Below are 20842 nucleotides of genomic sequence, written 5' to 3' on the forward strand. Positions count from 1 at the left end.
TACTATCTATTGTCATACTTATTCCCTAATCACTCAAAACCGCTAAATGCAAAATCCCATCGCCCTGATTCACCAATGGATTCTGCGTGTGACCAATAACTAAGCCATCAAAGGGTGCATAAGCTTTAGTGCTATTCTCACCAAAGGCATCAGAAATAATACATAAAATTTGCTTTTTGTCAACTCGCTGACCTAATCGAACATTAAGACGCAAAATCCCACTACGGGGCGCTCGTACCCACTTAGTTTCCTTAACTTCTAATGATGGGTGCAAAGAATGAGGAAACGCCAACTCAATCATATTTAACCCCACCATCATCCGTAGGATACCGTCTACACCGATTGCGATCGCATCCGGGTCAAATCGCAACGCCTCACCCCCCTCATACACAAGGATCGGGATACCTCGTTTTGTCGCCGCTTGGCGCAAAGATCCATCACGCATTGTTGAATGCATCAGCAGGGGTGCAGCAAAAGCTTTAGCACAGTAATAAGTATCTGGGTCATCCAAATTCGCCCGAATTTGCGGTAAATTCGTGCGATGTTGAGCCGCCGTGTGCAAGTCAATCCCATGGGTACAGCGACTCACTACTTCAGTCATAAACAAATCCGCCAAACGAGAGGCTAAAGAACCACGAGAGGAACCAGGAAACGAACGATTTAAATCTCTGCGATCGGGCAAATAACGCGATTGTTCAATAAAGCCAAAAACATTAACAATTGGCACCGCAATCAGGATACCCTGAAGCTGAGACGGATTAATCCGTTCTAAGACTTGGCGAATAATTTCCACCCCATTAATTTCATCGCCATGAATCGCCGCACTAATCCACAGTCGTGGTCCAGCCTCAACGCCATTAATCACAGTAACCGGTAGCGAGAGCAGCGTTTGCGTCGGTAGGCGGGCGACCGGAATTTCTGTGCGTTTCCGTTCTCCGGGTGCAACACTAATCCCACCAATTGTTATAGTTTCATGATTCACAGTTCAATGTAGAGACGTGCCATGGCGCGTCTTTAGTTTTGAATTTTGAGTGTGTAGGGGCGGGTTTTACCGATAACGTTTAGGAGAAAACCCCTAACTTAACTAAACCCGCCCTGACTAAGGTTTGAGTTCTAGAATTCACTATTGCCTGTTCCCTGTTCCCTGTTCCCTAAGATTAATACTGAATGCGATCGCGCGTTTTTCCTGATGCTGCATTTTTTTGCAAAAATTCAATAATTTTCCCCGCCACATCCACACCCGTAGCGTTTTCAATTCCTTCTAAACCAGGGGATGAGTTAACTTCCATCACCACCGGACCATGATTAGAGCGCAACAAATCCACACCAGCGACTCTCAATCCCATCGCTTTCGCCGCCCGTACCGCCGTACTCCGTTCCTCTGGAGTTAACTTAATTTTTTCAGCATTACCGCCCCGATGCAGATTAGAACGAAATTCGCCCGGTGCGCCTTGTCGCTTCATCGACGCCACAACTTTGTTATCAATCACAAAGCAGCGAATATCCATACCCCCAGCTTCTTTAATAAACTCCTGCACCAAAATATTGGCATCTAAACCGCGAAACGCTTCAATCACCGACTTCGCCGCTTGATGAGTTTCTGCCAAAACCACACCAATCCCTTGAGTCCCTTCGAGCAATTTAATCACCAGAGGCGCACCGCCAACGATGTCAATTAACCCATCAATATCTTGAGTGGAGTGAGCAAACCCAGTCACCGGAAGTCCCACACCTTCACGGGAGAGAATCTGAAGACAGCGTAACTTATCGCGGGAACGAGAAATGGCTTGGGATTCATTCGCCGTAAACACACCCATCACTTCAAATTGGCGCACCACAGCCGTCCCATAGAACGTCTTAGACGCACCGATGCGGGGAATAATCGCATCCAACTGTTCCAAAACTTGCCCTTGATACACAACTTTTGGCTTATGAGACGTAATATTCATATAACAGCGCAGGTAATTAATCACCCGCATGTCATGACCCCGCGCTTCCCCCGCTTCCTTGAGGCGTCGCGTGGAATATAGCGAAGCATCCTGGGACAAGATAGCTATTTTCATACCAGAACTATAGAGTCGTTTGCTTAACTTTGCGCTTCCCGGTTGAACTTTGGACAAAAGACCGACCCGCATCGACTAAAAAACGTTTGCGGATAGCTTGACGCCCTAACAGCATCCGGAATCCCATGACATCTCGGTTGGTCAGAGTGAGTTCAATCAACCAGCGCTCCCCGTTTAGTTCTACCATAGTTTGGATGACGGGTCGTAACTGGGCGTGACCCCCAGAATTGCGAACCTGTCGCTGGTCAATCAGTTCAGCTTCGGCACAGACAGTGCGATGATTATCCCGTTGGTAGGGATGGACTTTGAACCGAACCCTGGTTTTGCCATCCCGTGAGAAGGTTTCTACATCAAAAGCGTGTAAGGCGGAGGAACGCGCTCCGGTATCAATTTTAGCTTTGATCTGGGAAATTCCTAAATTAGGCAAGGCAACTCGTTCCCGCCAGCCGATAATAGATAAGGACTTGGACATAAATTTTGTTCACACTTGCTGGAATAGGGAAAACACTTACGTTTTATTGGCGGTGCTGGCAATACCTGTAGGGGCACGGCAATGCCTGTAGGGGCACGGCAATGCCATGCCCCTACTATTGTGTTCTACAACGCCGCCTATCGCCAAAAGAAGCTAAAATTCCCTTGACGAGTCTCAAGGATAAAGCAAAACCATGTCAAATGCATCTCCCATCCCCGTTGTTGTCAACGGTGCGGCGGGTAAAATGGGTCGTGAAGTGATTAAGGCAATCAGTCAAGCCGAAGATATGACCTTAATTGGTGCTGTCGATAGCAACCCGCACTATATGGGTCAAGATGTTGGGGAAGTCGCGGGTTGTGGTGCATTGGAAATTCCCATTCTGAACGACCTGCAAGCAACCCTAGTCATGGCGACTCAGGAAAAAGTGCAGGGGGTGATGGTGGATTTTACCCACCCTGACAGCGTTTATGAGAATGTCCGCACCGCGATTGCTTATGGGGTTCGTCCGGTTGTCGGCACAACTGGACTCACGAGTGATCAAATCCAAGACTTGGGTGAGTTTGCCGAAAAAGCCACCACAGGTGCCTTAATTATTCCCAATTTTTCCATTGGTATGGTCTTATTGCAACAAGCCGCCATCCAAGCCTCCCACTACTTTGACCACGTTGAAATTATCGAACTCCACCACAATCAAAAAGCTGACGCCCCAAGCGGTACAGCGATTCAAACCGCTCAACAATTAGCCGGATTGGGCAAAACCTATAATCCAGCTACGGTAGAAGAAACGGAAAAATTAGCCGGGGCTAGGGGTAGTGTCGCCAATGACAACATTCGCATTCACAGTGTCCGCTTACCCGGTTTAATCGCTCACCAAGAAGTTATCTTTGGTGCTACTGGTCAAATCTACACCCTGCGTCATGATACCAGCGATCGCTCTTGTTATATGCCAGGAGTCTTGCTTGCCATTCGCAAGGTAACTCAGCTCAAATCTCTCATCTACGGATTAGATAAAATATTGTAATGTTATTCGTCATTCGTCCTTTGTCATATTTGCTCTCGAAAAGAAGCACGCTACGTCTTTTGTTTTTTCCTAGTCTTCAATGTGACTCAATGACCAATGACCAATGACCAATGACCAATGACCAATGACCAATGACCAATGACCAATGACTAAAACCCATGCTAGTACCACTTACCCGCCAGACCTTTGAGCAAATCATTCCCTTGATTGCGACAGCTCCCCAGTATTCTTACTACTGGGGTAAGTTCCCAGAGTTTTTAAGGCGACTGCTGATTTCGGTTGTCGCTGTAGTCGTCGTATTGCTCTTAGGACTCTTTTTGGGTGAGGGGTTTGATCCCTTACGCTTTCTCTTAGTTATTATCACTGGGTTGTACTGGTTTTGGAGCCCTGTCTATTGGGCAAGTCGGCGTAATCTGGAGGTACGTCGCTATAAATATAGCGGCTTCTGGCAAGGTCGAGTATTGGATGTATTTGTCACCGAAGAATTGATTGGTACTGAAGAAAATGTCAACAATCGGGGTGAGTTGGTGATTGTGGAAAATCGGGAGCGATGCCTTAATCTAGAAGTCGGTGACGAGACTGGATTTACCACGCTTCTACAAGTCCCTCTACGCCGCACTCACAAAGGCATTGTTCCCGGTCAAATTGCCCAGATGGTGGTGATGTCTAATCAGCCTGATTTATCCCGTATTACCAAAAGCAGTGATATTTATATTCCTCGTTTGAATATCTGGGTAAGTGACTATCCTTACTTACAGCATGATGTGTTTAACCAGGTTAGTCGCAAGTTAACTCAAGCCGAGGAGGATGATTATCCAGCTAAGCGTGTGGTTAAGACTCGCCGTCGCCGACGTTGAGGGGATGGGGGAGCCGGGGAAGCTGGGGAAGTAGGCTGCATTAGTCAGGGCGGGTGCGAGTTACATCTGGGTAAGGAAAGAAACGATAGCAGTAAAACCCGCCCCTACACACAACTCAACACCATGCAATCGAGGGTCGCGAAGGGTCAAAACTTCCCTACGCTCGCGCACCAAAATTCAACTGACACCCGCACTATCCTGCCCATACGCCTGCCATGCTAAGTCTACCAGTCCATTAACAATAGCCGCCCCCACAACCGATGAACCTTTGCGCCCTTCTATGCGAATATGAGGCACTAAGGAATCTTCGAGTCGGGATTTAGCAACATCCACCTCAACAAATCCTGAAGGCGTACCAATAACAAGTGCGGGGCGGATTTCCTCAGCCTCGATCAATTCCACCAAAGCCGTTAGCGCCGTTTGCGCTTGACCCACGACAAAAATCCCCTCTGGGTAGCGTCTGGCTAGGGTTTGAATTCCCCAAGCCGCCTTCGTCTTTTCTTTTTGCGGGCGCGTGATGGCTTCCATGCTGCAATAGACGGGATTGGCAAAGGTTTCTTGGATGTGAGGCGTAATTCCCACCTGTACCATCGGCACATCAACCACAATCGTAGTACGAGCCGCTAGCGCCGCCGCACCGGCTTGTAAGGCACGTTCGGAAAAGCGAATCAGCTTTTGATACTCAAAGTCGGCTGTTGCATAAATCACCCGGCGCACAATTTCGTACTCGGCGGGTGAAAAGGTATGAGCGCCAATTTCGCGATCGATAATTGCCAAACTTTGAGCATCTGTTCCGTGCCATTCCATGGTGTCTCTCAATGCCAACCCGATTTTTGAGCCGTGACAACTTTAGGGCTGACCCTAAGTCAGCTTCCTAGATAGCTTATCAGACTATTCTGACATTCAGTAGACCGAAAACTTTCGCGATCGCTCAGTTTCATCCCTCGGATAAATCGCGAGGGAGCCTGCACCATCGCTTATCCTGTAAAACTAGCCAACGTGTCACCAGGAGCAATCTGGATGATATTGCCGCTTTCATTTTTTTAGCAGGTATTTTTGCTCAGAAAATAAAGGTTTATAATCGATTGACTAGATATTCAAGACCCATTTATGGCAGCATCATCTTGGCATCAAGGTTGGGACATCACTGACGAGGAACGAGAGGTTTACCGGAAACGTTCTCAGGCGTCGAGTCGAGCCAAAGCCAAAGCTGTTCGGGGTGAGGGACGAACTCCAATTCATCCGATTAACGTACCTAGGCTCAATCCTGACAACTTGATACCACAATTAGCTAAGAACGGTTTGCGATCGCTCTCTTTATTCAGTGGTGGTGGCGGTCTAGATCTGGGCTTTGATCGCGCTGGATTTACCCATGTTGCATCTTACGATATTTTACCTGAATCGGGTGTTACTCTGAAGAACGTTCGACCCGAATGGAAGGTGTTTGCGGGTGAACCTGGGGATGTTACCCAGGTAAACTGGCGACACTATCGAGGCTTGGTTGATATTATTCATGGTGGTCCACCCTGTCAACCCTTTTCTGTAGCCGGTCGTCAGAAAGGGAAAGAAGACAGCCGTGATATGTTTCCAGAATTTATCCGGGCGGTATTAGAAATTGAGCCAATTGCGTTTGTGGCGGAAAATGTCACCGCATTGGTGGGCAAAAAATTCAGTTCCTATCTTAAAGAGGTGATTGAACGTCCCCTGAGTCAAAACTATACACTCATGCGAGTTATCCTCTCAGCGTCATCCTTCGGAATTCCCCAAAAGAGAAAGCGCGTGTTTTTTGTGGGGTTTCGTCAGGAAAAAATGGCGACAACGTATCAGTCTCCTCTCCCCACCCACGCTTGGAATCATTTGCCCACTGATAATGCTAAAACACCTGTTCAACTTGATCTATTTCCGCTTCTAGAGCAGTCTGAAACTTTACAACCTTGTATGGGGGTGCGTGAAGCATTAGGATTACCCGATATCGGATTTGATTCCTTATCTCCTACTATTCGCAGTTCTCTTACAGGTCCCCGTCATACCACGTCCGTATTGAGTAGTGTTTCCGCCCAAAAGATTTGGGAAAAACTACAAATTTGGCCCAATGGAGTCGCTTTAAATCGAGAACAAGCACGTTTATTTGTGCCAGATAATGGTCACTTTAGGTTATCTGTACCTGACTGTGCCATTTTGCAAGGCTTTCCTGAATCTTGGTCATTTAATGGCGCTGTTTATAAAGCCCTTGGTCAAATTGGTAATGCTGTTCCCCCACCAATGGCGTATAAAGTTGCTGTGTCTATTGCTCAAGCTTTATCGTGAAGTGCTTCCGCTACCAGTTCCCGCAGACGTTGAGCATGATTTTCGGTAATCCGTTTCCAATCTCGAAAATAAGACGCCGGAATGTGAGGATTATTTAAGGTTGAACCTCTCTCTATTAAATATTGACATCTATCCTTTAAGATGGAAAGCATTCGTTCAGGTGAATAGCCCTGAAATAAATCCATCTGGTTACGATACTGCTGGATTGTGTACTGTTTCTTTTGTAGACGACGAGCGTCTTCCAGTGTATAAACCTGCTTTTCTCCCAGAATTTCGTAAAGCACATCAATAGTTAGCAATTCAGGTGCAAGTTGAGCGAGTTTATAGTCAGGTAAGATATAAGCTTCTTTTTCGTTAATCCATTTTTCCATGGCTTGGGGAGAACCATAGAGACAATAGTTTAATTTTGTGCCATTTTTATTGTAGAAACAAAATAACCAGTGTTTGCCTTGCCACTTTTGAATATGAGTTGACCCAAAATCACGAACAGTTGTTACAGAAGAACTTGTCGTTGATTTCAATTCAAAGGGGATATAGCGTTCATTGAAATAGAGAACAGCATCTGTACCGCTGCGAGTGGCGTTGGCAGGTTTTTGGAGTTGAAATAGACTAATCAATTCGTTTTCTCGACGATCATCTTGAACCGTCATTTTTGCCCTTGTTCACCTACTGGGAGTTTTCTTGTTGGTTTAGATAAAACTTAAACTTTTCTCGTAATTGTTCAATACTTAAATGCTGTGTCCAATATTCCACCAAGGCGTGACCAAATGCCCAGGCATTGCGATCGGGAGAAGACGAATTATCTAACAATAATGACCAAAGCGATCGCAAGTCCAATTTGATCTGGGTATCCTCTGCATTTAGCAAGGAGAATAAGTCATACGCCATCTGTAATTTACCAATCACTACAGGTAACTGTTCGACGGGAATTTGTTCAGCGAGGGCAAACGCTAACATGGGAGATCCTGTTGTCAATGTGGATACAAACTGTAGCACAGGACTTTTGAGAAACGCCGCTAACCCCTGAGTCGTTGCCATCTGAAATGTATAATGGTCAATGATTTTAGCTGCTTCTACCAGGCGGGCTTCTCGGTTTCGCAAAAAGCGGGCTAGACGCAGTTGTTTAGCGGGTGCGATCGCGTCAACTAATGCTAACGATAGCGCCTCGATATTCCAAGGGGTGCGCCCGGTTTTCACATCAGCCGTCACCACGGGTAAGACGCGATCGCACCATTTCCCTAAACTCTGGGCGCGATACTCCGTCGCTTCCCGAATCGCTTTTTCTTTGGTACCTTCACCCCATTGCCAATCATAAGGGGGTTGCCATTCTCGGATCGGGCGCAGGCGATCGACTTGGGTGACAATGGTAATCGCGGGTAAGTCTTCAATATCGGCTTCGATTTCCTGGAGAAACTCCGCATCACTATGTAGCGCCGGATCGAGGGCGGGGGTTACCAGTAGCAGTAAATCGGCGTTCGTGGCATAATCGAGTACCAAGTCCCGTAAATCGGATCGGTTGACTTGTTCATATCCCGGCGTATCCCACAGCGTCAGGGTTTCTCCGGTTGGGGTTTGCCAGTGGTAATTCTGGATGCGATCGGTACTGGGTAAGACATCGACTTCGGCACGGTCTGCCTGGAATAATGTATTAATTAGGCTACTTTTACCTGATCCAGTACGCCCCACCAGTAATATACTCACCGGCTTTTGTGCAACCACTTCCACGGGTTCGGCTTGTTCTAGGATATCCCGCAGGGTTTTAGTTTTTACCTGGGGGAGTTGGGGTTTGGGTGGGGAGATGGTAGCTGAACCCGGTGGGGTACTTCCACTATAAAGCGCGATCGCTTGTCGAGATAAGTTCTTTAGCGCCGCTTCTCGCAGCATTTGCCCTAAATTTACCAACAGTTGCTGAGTGGCTTGATTACTCGAACGCTGACTCGCTTGTCTTGCTAGCGCCGCCACTGGATTCATTACCCACTGCGCCCAACTCCAGGCTTGCCAAAGTTTCCGGGCGGAGGGTTCCAGTTTCTGGTACACTTTATAGGCTTGCAATCCCTGTCCCACGGTTACTTGATTCAGCGCTGGCGATAATTTCTGCATCCACTGATCTAAGTCATCCACCGTTCCTCGAATTAACCCGTAAGCTTGGGGAATGTAGATATTTAGTAAGGGATATTTCGCCTCTGGCTGATAGATATGGGCGATGGCGATAACAAGTTCCTGACATCGTTGCCAAAACCTTTGCCAATCTTCCCACATCGGCGGATCATCCTGTGCCTTTTTCAGCACCGTTTCCAGGGCGGTTTCGGCGGTTTGAGTCGCCTCATCGGTGGCTCTTAAGGTGGTTGTTTCCTCTGTGGTGGCGTCGAGTTGATCCCTAACCTCCGCCACTGCTGCTTCTACTTGATCGACGGTTGATCTGGTCCATTTCACCAGCAGCCAACGCCAACCCGCGAAGATCAGGATAAAGATACCCCAGATCCAATTAATCCCCCATTCGTGGATTTGCCAACCTGCCGATAGGAGTAAGAATATAATGATGGACGCGATCGGCATTGCCAATACGATCCATTGCCACGTTTTTAATCGCACCATTGTCTGATCCCTGCCACAGAAAAGCCTCAGTTATAGCTATCCTAAATGAAATGACAGCCAATGTAGGGCGTAGGGGCGCCATTGGTGTCAACTATCCCTGGGTATGGTAGGGGTACGGCGATCGCGTCCTGGGCTGGGTGTTCAGGGGGTAATATACTTTCAAATGAATTAAGTTCGGAAGTTGTGAGTTGAGTATTCATAATGTCCACATCGGCTAATTCAGGGATAGTTAGCCTCAATCAGAATAAGTTGTCATATCTTTTGTTTCTTTTTCCCTCAACTCACTACAATAAATAAATAATGTAGGAGTTAAGACTTGAACGATTTTACTCTAGCCAATCAGGAGTCTTTAGATGAATTAGCCTGGGCAATGGAAGCCTCTCAGGGACAGTTTTGCCTGATGTTGGCGCGTTGTAACTATGGGTATTTGCAACAACGCCTAATCCAGCAACTGCAAGAGGAATGCACCTTTGACATCCGAGTCATTCACCTGAAGCCAGAAGATAGAACCCTATTTAGCACCGTGCGATCGCAACTGGGACAAGAGATGCCTTCTGCCCTTATGGTATCTGGTTTTGCCGCTTTAGACAATGTGGATGATATGTTCGCGGCGATGAATCAGGTGCGGGAAGAGTTTCGCAAGAATTTTCCTTTTCCTTTCATCTTATGGATGAATGATCGGGTTTATATTCGACTGTTGAGAATTGCACCCGATTTCGAGAGTTGGGCAACAACAACCGCATTTGCGATACCAACAGATGACTTAATTAATGCTCTCCAGCAGGCTGTCAAGTCTCTATTCGCCAAAGCCTTAGCCGTAAATTCTCCTCAATCTTTATATAAATTAGCCAACATTTTAGACCTAAATTACTTAACTCGTTCAGAATTCGAGGTAGCCTTAAAAGAATTATCCCAGCGAAAACTAGACTTAACCCCCCAGTTTGAGGCAGATTTAGCATTTCTACGCGGATTAAATGCCGGGGATAGTCCAGAAGCCTTAGATTATTTCCAGAAAAGCCTAGAATTTTGGCAACAACAAACCCACGTAGGGGCGGGTTTTACAGCTAACCCTTCGGCTGAAACTGATAACGTAACTAAACCCGCCCCGTTTCCAGCCGTCGATGTCAATTTTACCGATACTCGTTCTAATCAAACTGATAATCTAAATCAACCTGCCCAGTTTTCAACTATCGATGTCAATTTTACCGATACTCGTTCCAATCAAACCGATAATCTAAATCAACCAACCCTTATTGCCAAACCCGGAGAAACGATTAACCCCAAATTAAAAATCGGGTTAGTATTATTTCACATTGGACTCTACCACTATTACGCCGTTGATCGAACAAAACACCGCGAAGTAAATTGGCAAACCGCCAAGATTCCATTACAGCAAACTTTGGACATCTTTGAACAAGAAAACCGCCCCGATTTAGCGGCAAAATCCATTACCCAACTCGAACGAGTCTTGCAACGGATGCAATCCTGGGATGAATTAGAAGAAATAGCGCGAAAGGCGGTATCCTTGCATCAACGGTATGGAATTACCAATAAATTAGCCCAAGATTATAGCTTTTTAGCCGAAGTTGCCTTACAGCAACAGCGCTGGGAAGATAGTCGCCAAGCTGCACAACAAGCTGTGAATATTTTAGCGCAACTCCCGGAACAGAAGCGATGGGTTCAGGGATTAAACTTGCTATTTTTAGCCCAATCCGAACGACAAATCGGGAATAAAAACGACGCGATCGCGCATTTGGTGCAAGCCAGAGATTTAGGCGATCGAGGACATCCTTTAGTATATATCCGAATTCTCGTAGAATTACGCGACCTTTATTTTGAAGAAAAGCATTATTTAGCAGCATTTGCCACAAAGCAACTGCGGCTCTCTATTGAACAACAATATAGTATTCGAGCTTTTATTGGTGCGGGAAGACTCCAACCCCATCGACAAGAAGCATCAGCTAAAACCGATAATCAAGAGACGGTTGCGCCGGAAATTATCGCATCAGGGCGTCAGCGAGATTTAGAGCGATTATTGGAGCGAATTGGCAGAAATGATAGTAAGTTAATCGTGATTCATGGGCTATCTGGAGTCGGCAAAAGTTCCCTAGTGAATGCGGGATTAATTCCAGCGTTGAAGCAGAGAGTTATTGGAATTCACGATAATTTTCCTATCTTAATCCGAGTTTATACTAATTGGGTAGAAGAATTAAGTAGGCAGTTAACAACAAATTTCGGCACAGATGGATTCGAGGAAGAAAACACGGATAATAATCCTGTCGGGGCGGGTTTAGACGATAACCTTTCTAGAGAACCATCAACCTCCCCCCAAAACCAGCCCTACGCCAAAATCCTGGAACAGTTAAAGCAAAATGAACAGCACAATATTAGGACAGTGCTAATTTTTGACCAGTTTGAAGAATTCTTCTTTGTTTATCCCAATTTAGCCCAACGGCGACCGTTTTGGGACTTTTTGGGAGAATGTCTGAATATTTTATCAGTCAAGGTAATTTTATCGCTGCGGGAGGATTACCTCCATTATCTACTAGAGTGCAATCGGCTCGATAGCATGAGTGTCATTAGTCATGATATTTTAGGCAAAAATGTGCTGTATGGGTTAGGAAATTTTTCACCTGCAGATGCTCGCTCAATTATAGAAGATTTAACCACGCGATCGCGCTTTTATCTAGAACCTGCCTTAATTGATGAATTGGTCAAAGATTTAGCAGGTCAAACGGGGGAAATATTACCCATTGAGTTACAGATTGTCGGGGCGCAACTGCAAGCGGAAAACATTAAAACCTTGGCTGATTATAGAGAGGTAGGGACGAAGGAAGAGTTAGTTAAGCACTATGTCGAAGCTGTAATTGAGGATTGTGGTGTTGAGAATCGGCAAGCAGCGGAATTAATGTTGTATTTGCTGACGGATGAAAAGGGGACTCGTCCGCTAAAGACTCGCGCTGAGTTGGAACGGGATTTAAAGGAATTTGTTGATGATTTAACAACAGATGCGAGTAAATTAGATTTGGTACTCAGGATTTTTGTTGAATCAGGTTTAGTGTTTCTCTTACCAGAGATGCCTTCTGATCGGTATCAATTAGTTCATGATTATCTAGCCGCGTTTATTCGTCAGCAGCAACAACTCGGATTATTAGTGGAATTGGCAGAAGCAAGGGAGAAGCAGAAGTTAACCGAAGCCCAATTAAGGCAAGCCCTAAAAGAGAAAGAAGCGGCATTGCGTAAAGAACAACAGGAACGTCAACGGGCAGGAATTGCTGAGATTGAAGCTTTGACATCTTTATCTGAAGCTCGATGGTTATCGCACGATCAATTAGGAGCATTGTTAGCTAGTGTTAAAGCTGGACTAAAATTGAAGTCCATAGAAGTATCATCTGAAATGAAAATTAAGGCGTTAGGTAAACTATGGCAAACAGTCTACTCGGTGAAAGAGTGTAATCGCTTTTATGGTCATAGTGGCGCAGTCAATAGCGTTAGCTTTAGTCCTGATGGTCAGAGAATTGCCTCGGCTGGGGATGATAGTACGGTAAAACTTTGGCGTTTAGATGGCATTCTATTGCAAACTTTGTCTGAACATCACCGTGGAGTCAATTGTGTCAGCTTCAGTCCCAATAATCAGATGATTGCTTCAGCTAGTGGTGGAGGAACCGTGAAACTTTGGCACAGTGATGGCAATTTAGCGTACACTTTTCAGGAGCGTGGCTACGGCGTTAATAGTTTGAGATTCAGTCCCGATAGTCAGATGATTGCCTTTGCTAGTTCCAATGGGATAGTATCACTTTGGAATCTGAATGGTACTCTATTGCAAACCTTTCAGGGACATAACCGTGGAGTTAGTTGTGTTAGCTTCAGCCCTGATGGTCAAATGATTGCTTCGGCTAGCCATGACCATACAATTAAACTCTGGTATTTGGATGGTAATCTCGTACAAACCATAGAGGGACATAACCGTGGAGTCAGTGGCGTTAGCTTCAGTCCAGATGGGCAGATAATTGCCTCAGCTAGTGAAGATGGTACAGTAAAACTCTGGCGCATCAATGGCGAACTCATCAGAACTTTTCAAAAGCATGGTGATAAAGTCTATAGTGTCAGTTTTAGTCCTGATGGTCAAATAATTGCTTCGGCTGATACGGATGGTAAAGTAAAACTTTGGCGTTTGGATGGAACTGTATTGCAAACCTTTCAAGGACATAGCGATTGGGTCAATAGTGTCAGTTTCAGTCCTGACGGTCAAATGATTGCTTCGGCTAGTAGTGATGGTACAGTGAAACTCTGGTGCATTGATGGTAATTTAGTACATACCTTTCAAGGACATCAGGATGAAGTTAAGAGTGTGAGATTCAGTCCTGACGGTCAACTAATTGCTTCGGCTAGTAAGGATGGTACTGTGAAACTGTGGGATTTGGCTCTAGAAAGTTTACTGGTACGTGGTTGTAATTGGCTTCGAGATTATCTCAAAACTAACCCAAATGTAAGTGAGAGCGATCGCAAACTCTGTGAGGGTGTTGAGAGAAGCGGGAAATGATAGTATCTAGTCGTTAAGTTACCCTCTTTTTGCCACGGCGATTGAAATCGCTGCTACACAAACAAAGTCCGCCTACGCGGACTGGGTTATAACGGGGGTAGGGACACCCGGATTTAGTATAAAAGCTAAAGTTGAAGACGACTGAATAAGAATTTTAGTCCATTAAAATGGACTTGGGCTATTAGCCCGGAGTTTGAACTCCGGGCTGGTTTTCGGGTTTACTTTATACCCTTAAACCGTTCTTTCGCCGACTGAAACGCTTCTTGCATCACCGATTGAATCTTCTGGGGATCGGGTTTTTTCCCGCCCATTAAATCCCCAAAATAAACACAAGCCCCTTCACCTAACGCCCAGGTATAAGCCGCCGCCCAAGACGCCGCGATCGCACTCCCTAAACCGGGCAAAAATTTGATTAATTCTCGACCCACGGCTTGCGCCACAAAACCCCCCGCGATCGCACTCACGACTCCCCCAGCTTGAGAAGGCGTCAGCGTCTGTCCATATAATTTCCCCAACAACCCAACCAGTGAGACTTGCAGCGCGGTTAAAACGGGCATTGTGGCAAAAGGTAATGGTACAGCCGCCAAGGTTGCTGCCATAATCGAAAATGCTAAAATATAACGTCGCCCGACATCCCGGTAGAGATTACCAAGTTGCTGACTGGCGTCTCCCTGTGCCAATAATTGCGAAATCGCCCTGGATTCTGCTTCTGGTAATAACTCAGCTAAGGCATCGCTGAGCGCCTCTAAGCCATAAAATACAGGATTATACTCATCTTCTTCTAAGGTAAAATCAATCATCACCGCCCGATTATAAAGTCCCTTAAAGGTGTCCTGAATCGCCTCAAATGCGCGATTGACCTCTTCATACTCCGGCGGATAAGCAGGATGATCAGTAATATCAGTTGGATAAAGTTCATGTAAGCAGGTGACAGCCAATAAACAGGGAATCTGGGGATATTCCTGTTGTAACTGTTCAGCCACCTGTCTCAGTGTATCCGTAGCAAAGTCATTAATTTTCACCGTCAAAATCAGGATTCTGGCACGATGAGTATCCTGTTCCAATTCACCCGCCAATTCCTGAATAATGATCGGTGTTTCTCGGTTAACATCACCCAAACCCACGGTATCGGTGAAAATCAGCAACGGTAGGTCATTGGACGGATAAGCATAACGCTCAGTATATTGTGTATGGGGGCGAAATCCCTGACCCACAATCTCCGCCGAAACCCCTGTCAATCCCCGCACTATAGAACTTTTCCCCGATTGGGGTTTGCCAATCAGCAACGCTTCGGTTGTGGGTAGTTCTTTCCGCACCGACGCCAAAATCTCAGCGACTTGAGTTTCATTAACACTAAACCAGTCAATAACGGTTTGTGTCACTTGTTCTGTGGGAAGGAGTTTCTGTAAGCGATCAGTTGCTGTACTCCAGAGTCCAGCCATGCGATTGGTCCAGGAGTTATCAACCGATTTTGGGGTTGTCCCTTCCCTCGGTTCCTGCACCTTCTGAGAATCAGTCGATGGCACGTCAGCCTTACGTTTGTCACTCATCCTAAATAAAACGAGGAATCCCTTCAATCTAAGATTACAAGTAGAGACGCGCCATGGCGCATCTCTACCGATTGATTGGTTGAACATGGGTCCCGATATCCGATTCTGTATCCGCTATATTGACCGAATTCACCGCTAAAAATCCCTCGCTGGTTTGAGGCGGGTGATCTCGCAATGTGCGATAAAAATCCTCAATCACCTGATCAGGGACTTGGCGCTGGCGCTGTCGGTTCCAAGCTTTGCAGGTTTCCAGGGGAGTGGTGAGATACCAGGCTAGCCAGCGCACGGTTTCACCGGATATATTGGGCAACAGCGATCGCCGCCATTCGGGTTTGGCATTGGTTGCATCGTAAATCACCGGGTTTCCATCGGCAATTGATCGATGAATTTGCTGTAACACTTGCGCCTCAATCAACGACCAATCCCCTTGGATATTCTCATCACCAAATAGCTGCGCCCGGATCGCGTCTGTGGACACAATCACGGCTTTGGGTTCAAGTTGAGTCAGTTTGGTAGCTAGGGTAGACTTACCAGAACTAGGAGGACCTATGAGAAAATGACAAATCATCAATAAATTGTTTCAAACCCGATTTACCTGACAATTAAACGATTAATAATCACAATTACATGACTTCTGTCAATACTAATTTATACCTAATTTTAGAGAACCTATCACTAATATAGGGTTTTCCACCACAAGTACGGGAGAGCCCTATCTCTTAGACTTGGCACAGCTTCCCCGGCTGTTTCGATGGGAGGTTCGGGAAGGTTAAATAATTAGATCCCCAACTTCTTGAAGAAGTCAGGGATATTAAGTTGAATGGTACTGACTGATATGCTGGTGGGCAGTGCCCACCCTACGATATATTAAGGGTTTCGGTAAGCCAAAAATGCACACTTTTCAGTGCCATTCATCTTACGTTTAGTGATCGTGGTGATGATGATGATGATGACTCGATGCCAATTCCGGATTAACCGCGATCGCTGTTTCGCTTAAAAGCGCTTCAATCTGAGGATTTGCCCAATCTGCCACCATGGCTAAAAAGTCAGGATGATCATTGACACAGGGCATCTGTACATAAGTCACATTAGGGCTACGATGCTCTAAAGCGTGGATGATATGATGAACATCCAGCAGGGTTTCATGATTTTCTGTGGCAAAGCCAATCGGCATAAATACGATCGCTTTTGCCCCTAAATCAATCAGATTCTTCGCCGCTAACTCAGCATTGGGCTGTGTCCACTTAATCAGAGGGGTTTGGTGATTCAGCCAACCTACGGAAATGAGGGGATACTTATAAATCAGCTTCTCCCGTACCCGTTCATAAAGTGCCTCACTTTCCATGATGCCCGAGGTAAACCCCTTTGCCTCGTGGGGACAGCCGTGGTTCATCAGGATAATGCCAATTTGAGAGGGTAAGTAGGCGCTGGCTAAATCAGCCGCGATTTTTTCCTCTACCATTTGCGCCATCAAGTTAATGTAGGCGGGTTCGTTGTAAAACGAGGGGATATAACGTTGTCCTTTGATCCAATGTTCGTCGCCCTCGGTCAAATGGACTAAGGCATTATTCACCTGTTCGACAGCAATTCCACTGGTGAAGATAGAATCAACGACGAGGAGAGGATAGATCAGGAGTTTATCAAAGCCTTGGGCTTTAATCTGCTCCAGCACCTGTTCCGGTAAAAACGGAGCGCAGAAGTTAAACGCCTTAAAGACTTGTACGCGCTCGCCCCATTTTTCTTGCAGGCGTTGTTCAATCCCCGCCCGTTGATCCTCAAAAATCTGGTTGTGGGGGGAGATGAAGTTGTTGTGCTGATGTCCCCACTCATGGAAATCAAAAATGGCTAGCAGTTTGGCTAAGGGGGGATACACCCAGGTGGGTACAGGCGCAAACTTAGCGGTTAGTAAATTTAAGGCTTGCTCATTATAGTTGGCAAAGTCTTCGTAACTTTCGACTTCCCCGTAACCCATGAGTAAGACAGCAACGCGATCGTCGCCTTCTGGGTTAGATGTGGGTATTGATTGGACTTTTTCAGGAGTGGCAACCACAAGACTATCCTATCAATGATGGAACATTCACTGGGGTCTGTTCCGAGGGTGGAATCAATACTCCCCAGTTAACCTTAGGGTAGCATCCCCGGTAGGGGCATGATTCACCTGCCTCGCTACAATTAATTCATCTGAAGCAATACACCAATCCGGGTTGACAACGAACTAATGCATGAGCCAGAGCCGAAAAATTGGCATCAAAAGACCTGGGTGAGAATCCTGCTCCTCGTCTTTGCCGTGCTGATCGCGGGGGGTCTTTACCTGATTTCTATCCGCATTGCCACTCAGAGACCTCGAACTGTTCCGGCTACACCAGACACCTCAGGCTTAGAATGATTCAACCATCTTGTCAACGGAGAGGGAGGGATTCGAACCCTCGTTAGAGTTTCCCCTAAACAGCATTTCCAGTGCTGCGCCTTAAACCGCTCGGCCACCTCTCCAGGAAGTTTATTATGATCTGTGCGAGACTTAACAGTATCAAACTTAGCACACAATCTGTAATTATACACGAAAGGGATGACTCGATTCTATAAAATTACCATTCACCATCGCCAAACCAACACCCAACAGACCCTAGAAGTTCCCAGCGATCGCTACATTCTACAAGCCGCAGAAGACCAAGGGGTAGAACTGCCGTTTTCTTGTCGCAATGGCGCTTGCACCACCTGTGCGGTGCGTGTTCTCTCCGGTGAAATCTATCAACCCGAAGCCATGGGACTGTCTCCATCGCTGCGCCAAAAAGGTTATGCGCTTTTATGTGTGGGTTATCCCCGTTCCGACTTAGAAGTCGAAACCCAAGACGAGGATGAAGTCTACGAACTCCAGTTTGGGCGCTATTTTGGTAAAGGCAAGATTCGGTTTGGATTGCCCTTAGATGAGGATTAAACAGCACACTCGCCCCCTCTATTTCAGTCACTCCCCCCTGATAGATCCCCCTTCCGTCCCCCTTCAAAAGGGGGAAACCAGCGGATGCTTCGCTTCGATTTCTCCGGGGGGTTGGGGGGGATCGAAACGCCAAACAGTTAACGTGAACAGCAATACAGTCTTAACTGCTTATAAGAGCCGTCTCATCGCCCTCCTGATTGGCTGTGGTTTCCTCTTTTTGCTCGGAGGATGTCAATCTAAAAAAGTTCCTCCTAGTATCCCTGTACAAGTTCAACAGGTTGTCAGTGGACAAACCATTGAGGTATTAGATACCACCCAACAACCCGCCTTAATTGTACGAGTGCGGTTAATTGGCATAGAAGCACCAGATTTGAGACAACAGCCTTGGGGAACGGCGGCTAAAACTCGTATTGAGCAACTTATCGGTGAAACGAGGGGTCAGCAACTGATACTGCAACCTGTTTTCTTAGAACCCGATGTGCAAACCAAAGATAGTTTTGGTCGCTGGTTAGCCTATGTTTGGCATGATGGAGTCATGATCAACGAACAACTGGTTAAAGAAGGATATGTCCTAGCGACGCCGCGATCGCCGAATAATAAATATGATGAACGTCTGATCCGCGCTCAGGAATACGCCAGGATTATGGGATATGGTATCTGGAACCCCGAACAACCCCTACGCTTGACCCCGGCTGAATTTCGGCGACGCAATCCTTAGGCGTTTTTGTCACAAATGACTAACGACTAAAACTCTCCATTCCCCTGAACCACCTGTTTCAGGGTGGTTAACGTCTCCAGAGTAATCATCCCGCGACGATAGCCTTTCTGATTAGACATCCCCAGAAACACCGAGTCCCCACGTTTGGGGTTGCGGGAAAATTGGGGTGAGGAATTGAGATAAACCGAAGCACTATCAACTTTCAGGGAAAATTGACGACTTTCCAGGTAAGACTCGGTAACTAAGCAGTCAGCGTGGCGACTACTGTATTGATTAATCCACGCGATCGCATCTTCGGTGTTATCGACTAATTTAAAGGCTACAAGCTTATCCAGATAAGGTTGACTCCATTCCGATTCGGATGCTAAAGTTAGCTGTTCCGGGAATTTTGCCGCCAACTCAGCATCCGCTTTGAGTTTAAAGCCCTTTTCGCTCAAACTCTTACATAGATTCATTACAGAGGATGGCTTTTGATTGCGATGGATTAAGACTTTCTCAATCGCATTCACCGGATCAGGGATACTGGCGTGGCTGTCTAAAATAATCGACCGTACCACATCCCAACTTCCAGATGCTGACCAATAGAGATAGCAGTTCCCCATCGCTGACCTTAAAACCGGTGCGGTTGATTGTTGCAAGACTTGCTGCACTAGCGTTGGGCGTCCGTAGGGAATCACCAAGTTTAAATAGTCATCCCGTGTGACTAAATCTCGAATAGAAGCCCCCTGTTCCGAGGGAAATAATTCCAAACAGCCTGAGGGTAAACCCGTGTCGTCCAAGGCATTTTGTAATGCTTGGGCAATGACTTGATTCGATTGACTAGCTTCACTACTTCCTTTTAATATCAAACTATTCCCCGTTTTAATACAAAAACCCGCCGCGATCGCACCTAACTCAGGGAATGCTTCATAAATTAAAGCAATCACGCCCAACGGCATCATCTGGCAATAGGTTTGGGAATGGTCAAGTTGATAAGATGCATTCATCACCCGACGGATGGGATCAGATAATTCCCCAATCCGCTGCAAAATCCCAATCGCAATTTGTAGTCGTTCTGGAGTCAGCTTCAGCCAGTCTAATACCAAGTCGGGAACTGCCATTTCTCGACTGGCTTCCAAGTCCATGGTATTGGCATCCAAAATATCATCAAAAGCGCTTTGCAGGGCTTTTACCATGGCGTGAACACCACGGGATCGATCAACACCTTTTGTGGTTGCCAACGCCACAGATGCCCGGTAAGCCCGGATCATTACACTGTTGACCTGAGGTGTAGGGTCAGAGGCTTCCATATCCATCATTTACGAACGCCGATAAGCTAACCAAACCATTAGGGCTGGCAGCACTGCTAAAATAACTGCTAGTAATGCCCATATAATAATAGAAGGACCTGTGGGAGAACGCAGGGCTAGGGGTAACCAGACAATCAGCAAAACCAGCACGATTAAGAGGGCTACAGGTAGATAGCTTTCCCCAAGATTACCTTGGGTACTCACCCAGCGATGACCTGTCCAACGCCAGGTTTTTTTGTAGGGATAAGTCGTCGATAATTGCTCGATTGTATACCCACTTTCTTCAACGACAAAAATTTGTTGGCAGCGATTACAGCCAAAGGCTTCCGTCAGGATAATCGGTACTAACCCTCCCCGCCGCCGACAAGGGCAGGGATATTCCTGACTTAAATCAATCTTTTGAGCTTTCTGAGGTGGCACAAGCGCTATTCAAAACCAAGATTATGATTGAGTGTTCCTGATTACACAGTCAACGACCGCACCCACAAGGGG

General features: G+C 46.4%; 18 protein-coding genes and 1 tRNA gene. 7 read left to right on the forward strand and 12 right to left on the reverse strand.

The annotated features are described in order from the left end of the window. Positions 1-25: 25 nt before the first annotated feature. The 3 genes from ACLGGO_RS02390 to ACLGGO_RS02400 form a co-directional block, all read right to left on the reverse strand. Complete coding sequence (locus ACLGGO_RS02390) at positions 26-982, reverse strand: succinylglutamate desuccinylase/aspartoacylase family protein (RefSeq protein ID WP_446418142.1); 957 nt, start codon at positions 980-982, stop codon at positions 26-28. A gap of 175 nt (positions 983-1157) precedes the next feature. Further along, the gene (gene rimK / locus ACLGGO_RS02395; protein ID WP_446340034.1) at positions 1158-2063 is read right to left on the reverse strand and encodes a 30S ribosomal protein S6--L-glutamate ligase; all 906 of its coding nucleotides are present in this window, start codon (positions 2061-2063) and stop codon (positions 1158-1160) included. A gap of 7 nt (positions 2064-2070) precedes the next feature. Continuing rightward, positions 2071-2535, reverse strand: a complete 465-nt coding sequence (locus ACLGGO_RS02400) for an ATP-dependent zinc protease family protein (protein ID WP_446369279.1) — start codon at positions 2533-2535, stop codon at positions 2071-2073. 193 nt (positions 2536-2728) lie between these two features. Here ACLGGO_RS02400 and dapB point away from each other — a divergent pair, with 193 nt between their 5' ends. Next, on the forward strand, positions 2729-3556 hold the full coding sequence (gene dapB / locus ACLGGO_RS02405) for a 4-hydroxy-tetrahydrodipicolinate reductase (protein WP_446340029.1): 828 nt from the start codon (positions 2729-2731) through the stop codon (positions 3554-3556). A gap of 158 nt (positions 3557-3714) precedes the next feature. After that, complete coding sequence (locus tag ACLGGO_RS02410; RefSeq protein ID WP_446340027.1) at positions 3715-4413, forward strand: phosphate ABC transporter permease; 699 nt, start codon at positions 3715-3717, stop codon at positions 4411-4413. 177 nt (positions 4414-4590) lie between these two features. Here the strand turns inward: ACLGGO_RS02410 and ACLGGO_RS02415 are convergent, their stop codons facing one another. Next, complete coding sequence (locus tag ACLGGO_RS02415; protein WP_446340025.1) at positions 4591-5220, reverse strand: precorrin-8X methylmutase; 630 nt, start codon at positions 5218-5220, stop codon at positions 4591-4593. A gap of 303 nt (positions 5221-5523) precedes the next feature. Here ACLGGO_RS02415 and ACLGGO_RS02420 point away from each other — a divergent pair, with 303 nt between their 5' ends. Next, positions 5524-6720, forward strand: coding sequence for a DNA cytosine methyltransferase (locus ACLGGO_RS02420; protein WP_446418143.1), 1197 nt, complete (start codon positions 5524-5526; stop codon positions 6718-6720). On the opposite strand, the gene ACLGGO_RS02425 is transcribed toward ACLGGO_RS02420, so the two are convergent. Beyond that, positions 6705-7370: a hypothetical protein gene (locus tag ACLGGO_RS02425; RefSeq protein ID WP_446418144.1), complete on the reverse strand. Its 666-nt coding sequence runs from the start codon at positions 7368-7370 to the stop codon at positions 6705-6707. The two genes, ACLGGO_RS02420 and ACLGGO_RS02425, sit on opposite strands and share 16 nt — an antisense overlap. 16 nt (positions 7371-7386) lie before the next feature. Further along, positions 7387-9315 carry a GTPase family protein gene (locus ACLGGO_RS02430; protein ID WP_446418145.1) on the reverse strand — a complete coding sequence of 643 codons (1929 nt, stop codon included), beginning with the start codon at positions 9313-9315 and terminating at the stop codon, positions 7387-7389. A 316-nt stretch (positions 9316-9631) separates the two neighbouring features. Here ACLGGO_RS02430 and ACLGGO_RS02435 point away from each other — a divergent pair, with 316 nt between their 5' ends. Beyond that, positions 9632-13858: a WD40 domain-containing protein gene (locus ACLGGO_RS02435; RefSeq protein WP_446418146.1), complete on the forward strand. Its 4227-nt coding sequence runs from the start codon at positions 9632-9634 to the stop codon at positions 13856-13858. Between the two features lie 218 nt (positions 13859-14076). Here ACLGGO_RS02435 and ACLGGO_RS02440 read toward each other — a convergent pair whose 3' ends face one another. The 3 genes from ACLGGO_RS02440 to ACLGGO_RS02450 form a co-directional block, all read right to left on the reverse strand. Next, on the reverse strand, positions 14077-15408 hold the full coding sequence (locus ACLGGO_RS02440; protein ID WP_446418147.1) for a GTPase family protein: 1332 nt from the start codon (positions 15406-15408) through the stop codon (positions 14077-14079). 64 nt (positions 15409-15472) lie between these two features. After that, the gene (locus ACLGGO_RS02445; protein WP_446418148.1) at positions 15473-15976 is read right to left on the reverse strand and encodes an AAA family ATPase; all 504 of its coding nucleotides are present in this window, start codon (positions 15974-15976) and stop codon (positions 15473-15475) included. A 354-nt stretch (positions 15977-16330) separates the two neighbouring features. After that, the gene (locus ACLGGO_RS02450; protein WP_446418149.1) at positions 16331-17458 is read right to left on the reverse strand and encodes a ferrochelatase; all 1128 of its coding nucleotides are present in this window, start codon (positions 17456-17458) and stop codon (positions 16331-16333) included. A gap of 168 nt (positions 17459-17626) precedes the next feature. Between ACLGGO_RS02450 and ACLGGO_RS02455 the strand changes: the two genes are divergently transcribed. Beyond that, positions 17627-17794 (forward strand): hypothetical protein, encoded by a 168-nt coding sequence (locus ACLGGO_RS02455; RefSeq protein WP_446418150.1) that lies wholly within the window; start codon positions 17627-17629, stop codon positions 17792-17794. Positions 17795-17811: 17 nt separating this feature from the next. On the opposite strand, the gene ACLGGO_RS02460 is transcribed toward ACLGGO_RS02455, so the two are convergent. Further along, a tRNA-Ser gene (locus ACLGGO_RS02460) sits at positions 17812-17898 on the reverse strand. Positions 17899-17974: 76 nt separating this feature from the next. On the opposite strand from ACLGGO_RS02460, the gene ACLGGO_RS02465 reads away from it, so the two are divergent. Together ACLGGO_RS02465 and ACLGGO_RS02470 are read left to right on the forward strand one after the other, a co-directional pair. Further along, a complete protein-coding gene (locus ACLGGO_RS02465) occupies positions 17975-18343 on the forward strand; it encodes a 2Fe-2S iron-sulfur cluster-binding protein (RefSeq protein ID WP_446336472.1) in 369 nt (122 codons plus the stop codon). A gap of 142 nt (positions 18344-18485) precedes the next feature. Further along, complete coding sequence (locus tag ACLGGO_RS02470) at positions 18486-19061, forward strand: thermonuclease family protein (protein ID WP_446336471.1); 576 nt, start codon at positions 18486-18488, stop codon at positions 19059-19061. A gap of 26 nt (positions 19062-19087) precedes the next feature. Here the strand turns inward: ACLGGO_RS02470 and ACLGGO_RS02475 are convergent, their stop codons facing one another. Then, the gene (locus tag ACLGGO_RS02475) at positions 19088-20350 is read right to left on the reverse strand and encodes a glutamate-5-semialdehyde dehydrogenase (protein ID WP_446418151.1); all 1263 of its coding nucleotides are present in this window, start codon (positions 20348-20350) and stop codon (positions 19088-19090) included. A 9-nt stretch (positions 20351-20359) separates the two neighbouring features. Continuing rightward, positions 20360-20770, reverse strand: coding sequence for a hypothetical protein (locus ACLGGO_RS02480; RefSeq protein WP_446336469.1), 411 nt, complete (start codon positions 20768-20770; stop codon positions 20360-20362). Between the last annotated feature and the right edge of the window lie 72 nt (positions 20771-20842).

This window comes from Coleofasciculus sp., from assembly GCF_046565525.1.
Taxonomy (GTDB): Bacteria; Cyanobacteriota; Cyanobacteriia; order Cyanobacteriales; family Coleofasciculaceae; genus Coleofasciculus.

Excerpts from the sequence above, each read along its gene's own strand:
- rimK (WP_446340034.1), bottom strand. The coding sequence starts at position 2,063 with ATGAAAATAGCTATCTTGTCCCAGGATGCTTCGCTATATTCCACGCGA.
- ACLGGO_RS02400 (WP_446369279.1), bottom strand. The coding sequence starts at position 2,535 with ATGTCCAAGTCCTTATCTATTATCGGCTGGCGGGAACGAGTTGCCTTG.
- dapB (WP_446340029.1), top strand. The coding sequence starts at position 2,729 with ATGTCAAATGCATCTCCCATCCCCGTTGTTGTCAACGGTGCGGCGGGT.
- ACLGGO_RS02410 (WP_446340027.1), top strand. The coding sequence starts at position 3,715 with ATGCTAGTACCACTTACCCGCCAGACCTTTGAGCAAATCATTCCCTTG.
- ACLGGO_RS02415 (WP_446340025.1), bottom strand. The coding sequence starts at position 5,220 with ATGGAATGGCACGGAACAGATGCTCAAAGTTTGGCAATTATCGATCGC.
- ACLGGO_RS02420 (WP_446418143.1), top strand. The coding sequence starts at position 5,524 with ATGGCAGCATCATCTTGGCATCAAGGTTGGGACATCACTGACGAGGAA.
- ACLGGO_RS02425 (WP_446418144.1), bottom strand. The coding sequence starts at position 7,370 with ATGACGGTTCAAGATGATCGTCGAGAAAACGAATTGATTAGTCTATTT.
- ACLGGO_RS02430 (WP_446418145.1), bottom strand. The coding sequence starts at position 9,315 with ATGGTGCGATTAAAAACGTGGCAATGGATCGTATTGGCAATGCCGATC.
- ACLGGO_RS02440 (WP_446418147.1), bottom strand. The coding sequence starts at position 15,408 with ATGAGTGACAAACGTAAGGCTGACGTGCCATCGACTGATTCTCAGAAG.
- ACLGGO_RS02445 (WP_446418148.1), bottom strand. The coding sequence starts at position 15,976 with ATGATTTGTCATTTTCTCATAGGTCCTCCTAGTTCTGGTAAGTCTACC.
- ACLGGO_RS02455 (WP_446418150.1), top strand. The coding sequence starts at position 17,627 with ATGCATGAGCCAGAGCCGAAAAATTGGCATCAAAAGACCTGGGTGAGA.
- ACLGGO_RS02465 (WP_446336472.1), top strand. The coding sequence starts at position 17,975 with ATGACTCGATTCTATAAAATTACCATTCACCATCGCCAAACCAACACC.
- ACLGGO_RS02475 (WP_446418151.1), bottom strand. The coding sequence starts at position 20,350 with ATGGAAGCCTCTGACCCTACACCTCAGGTCAACAGTGTAATGATCCGG.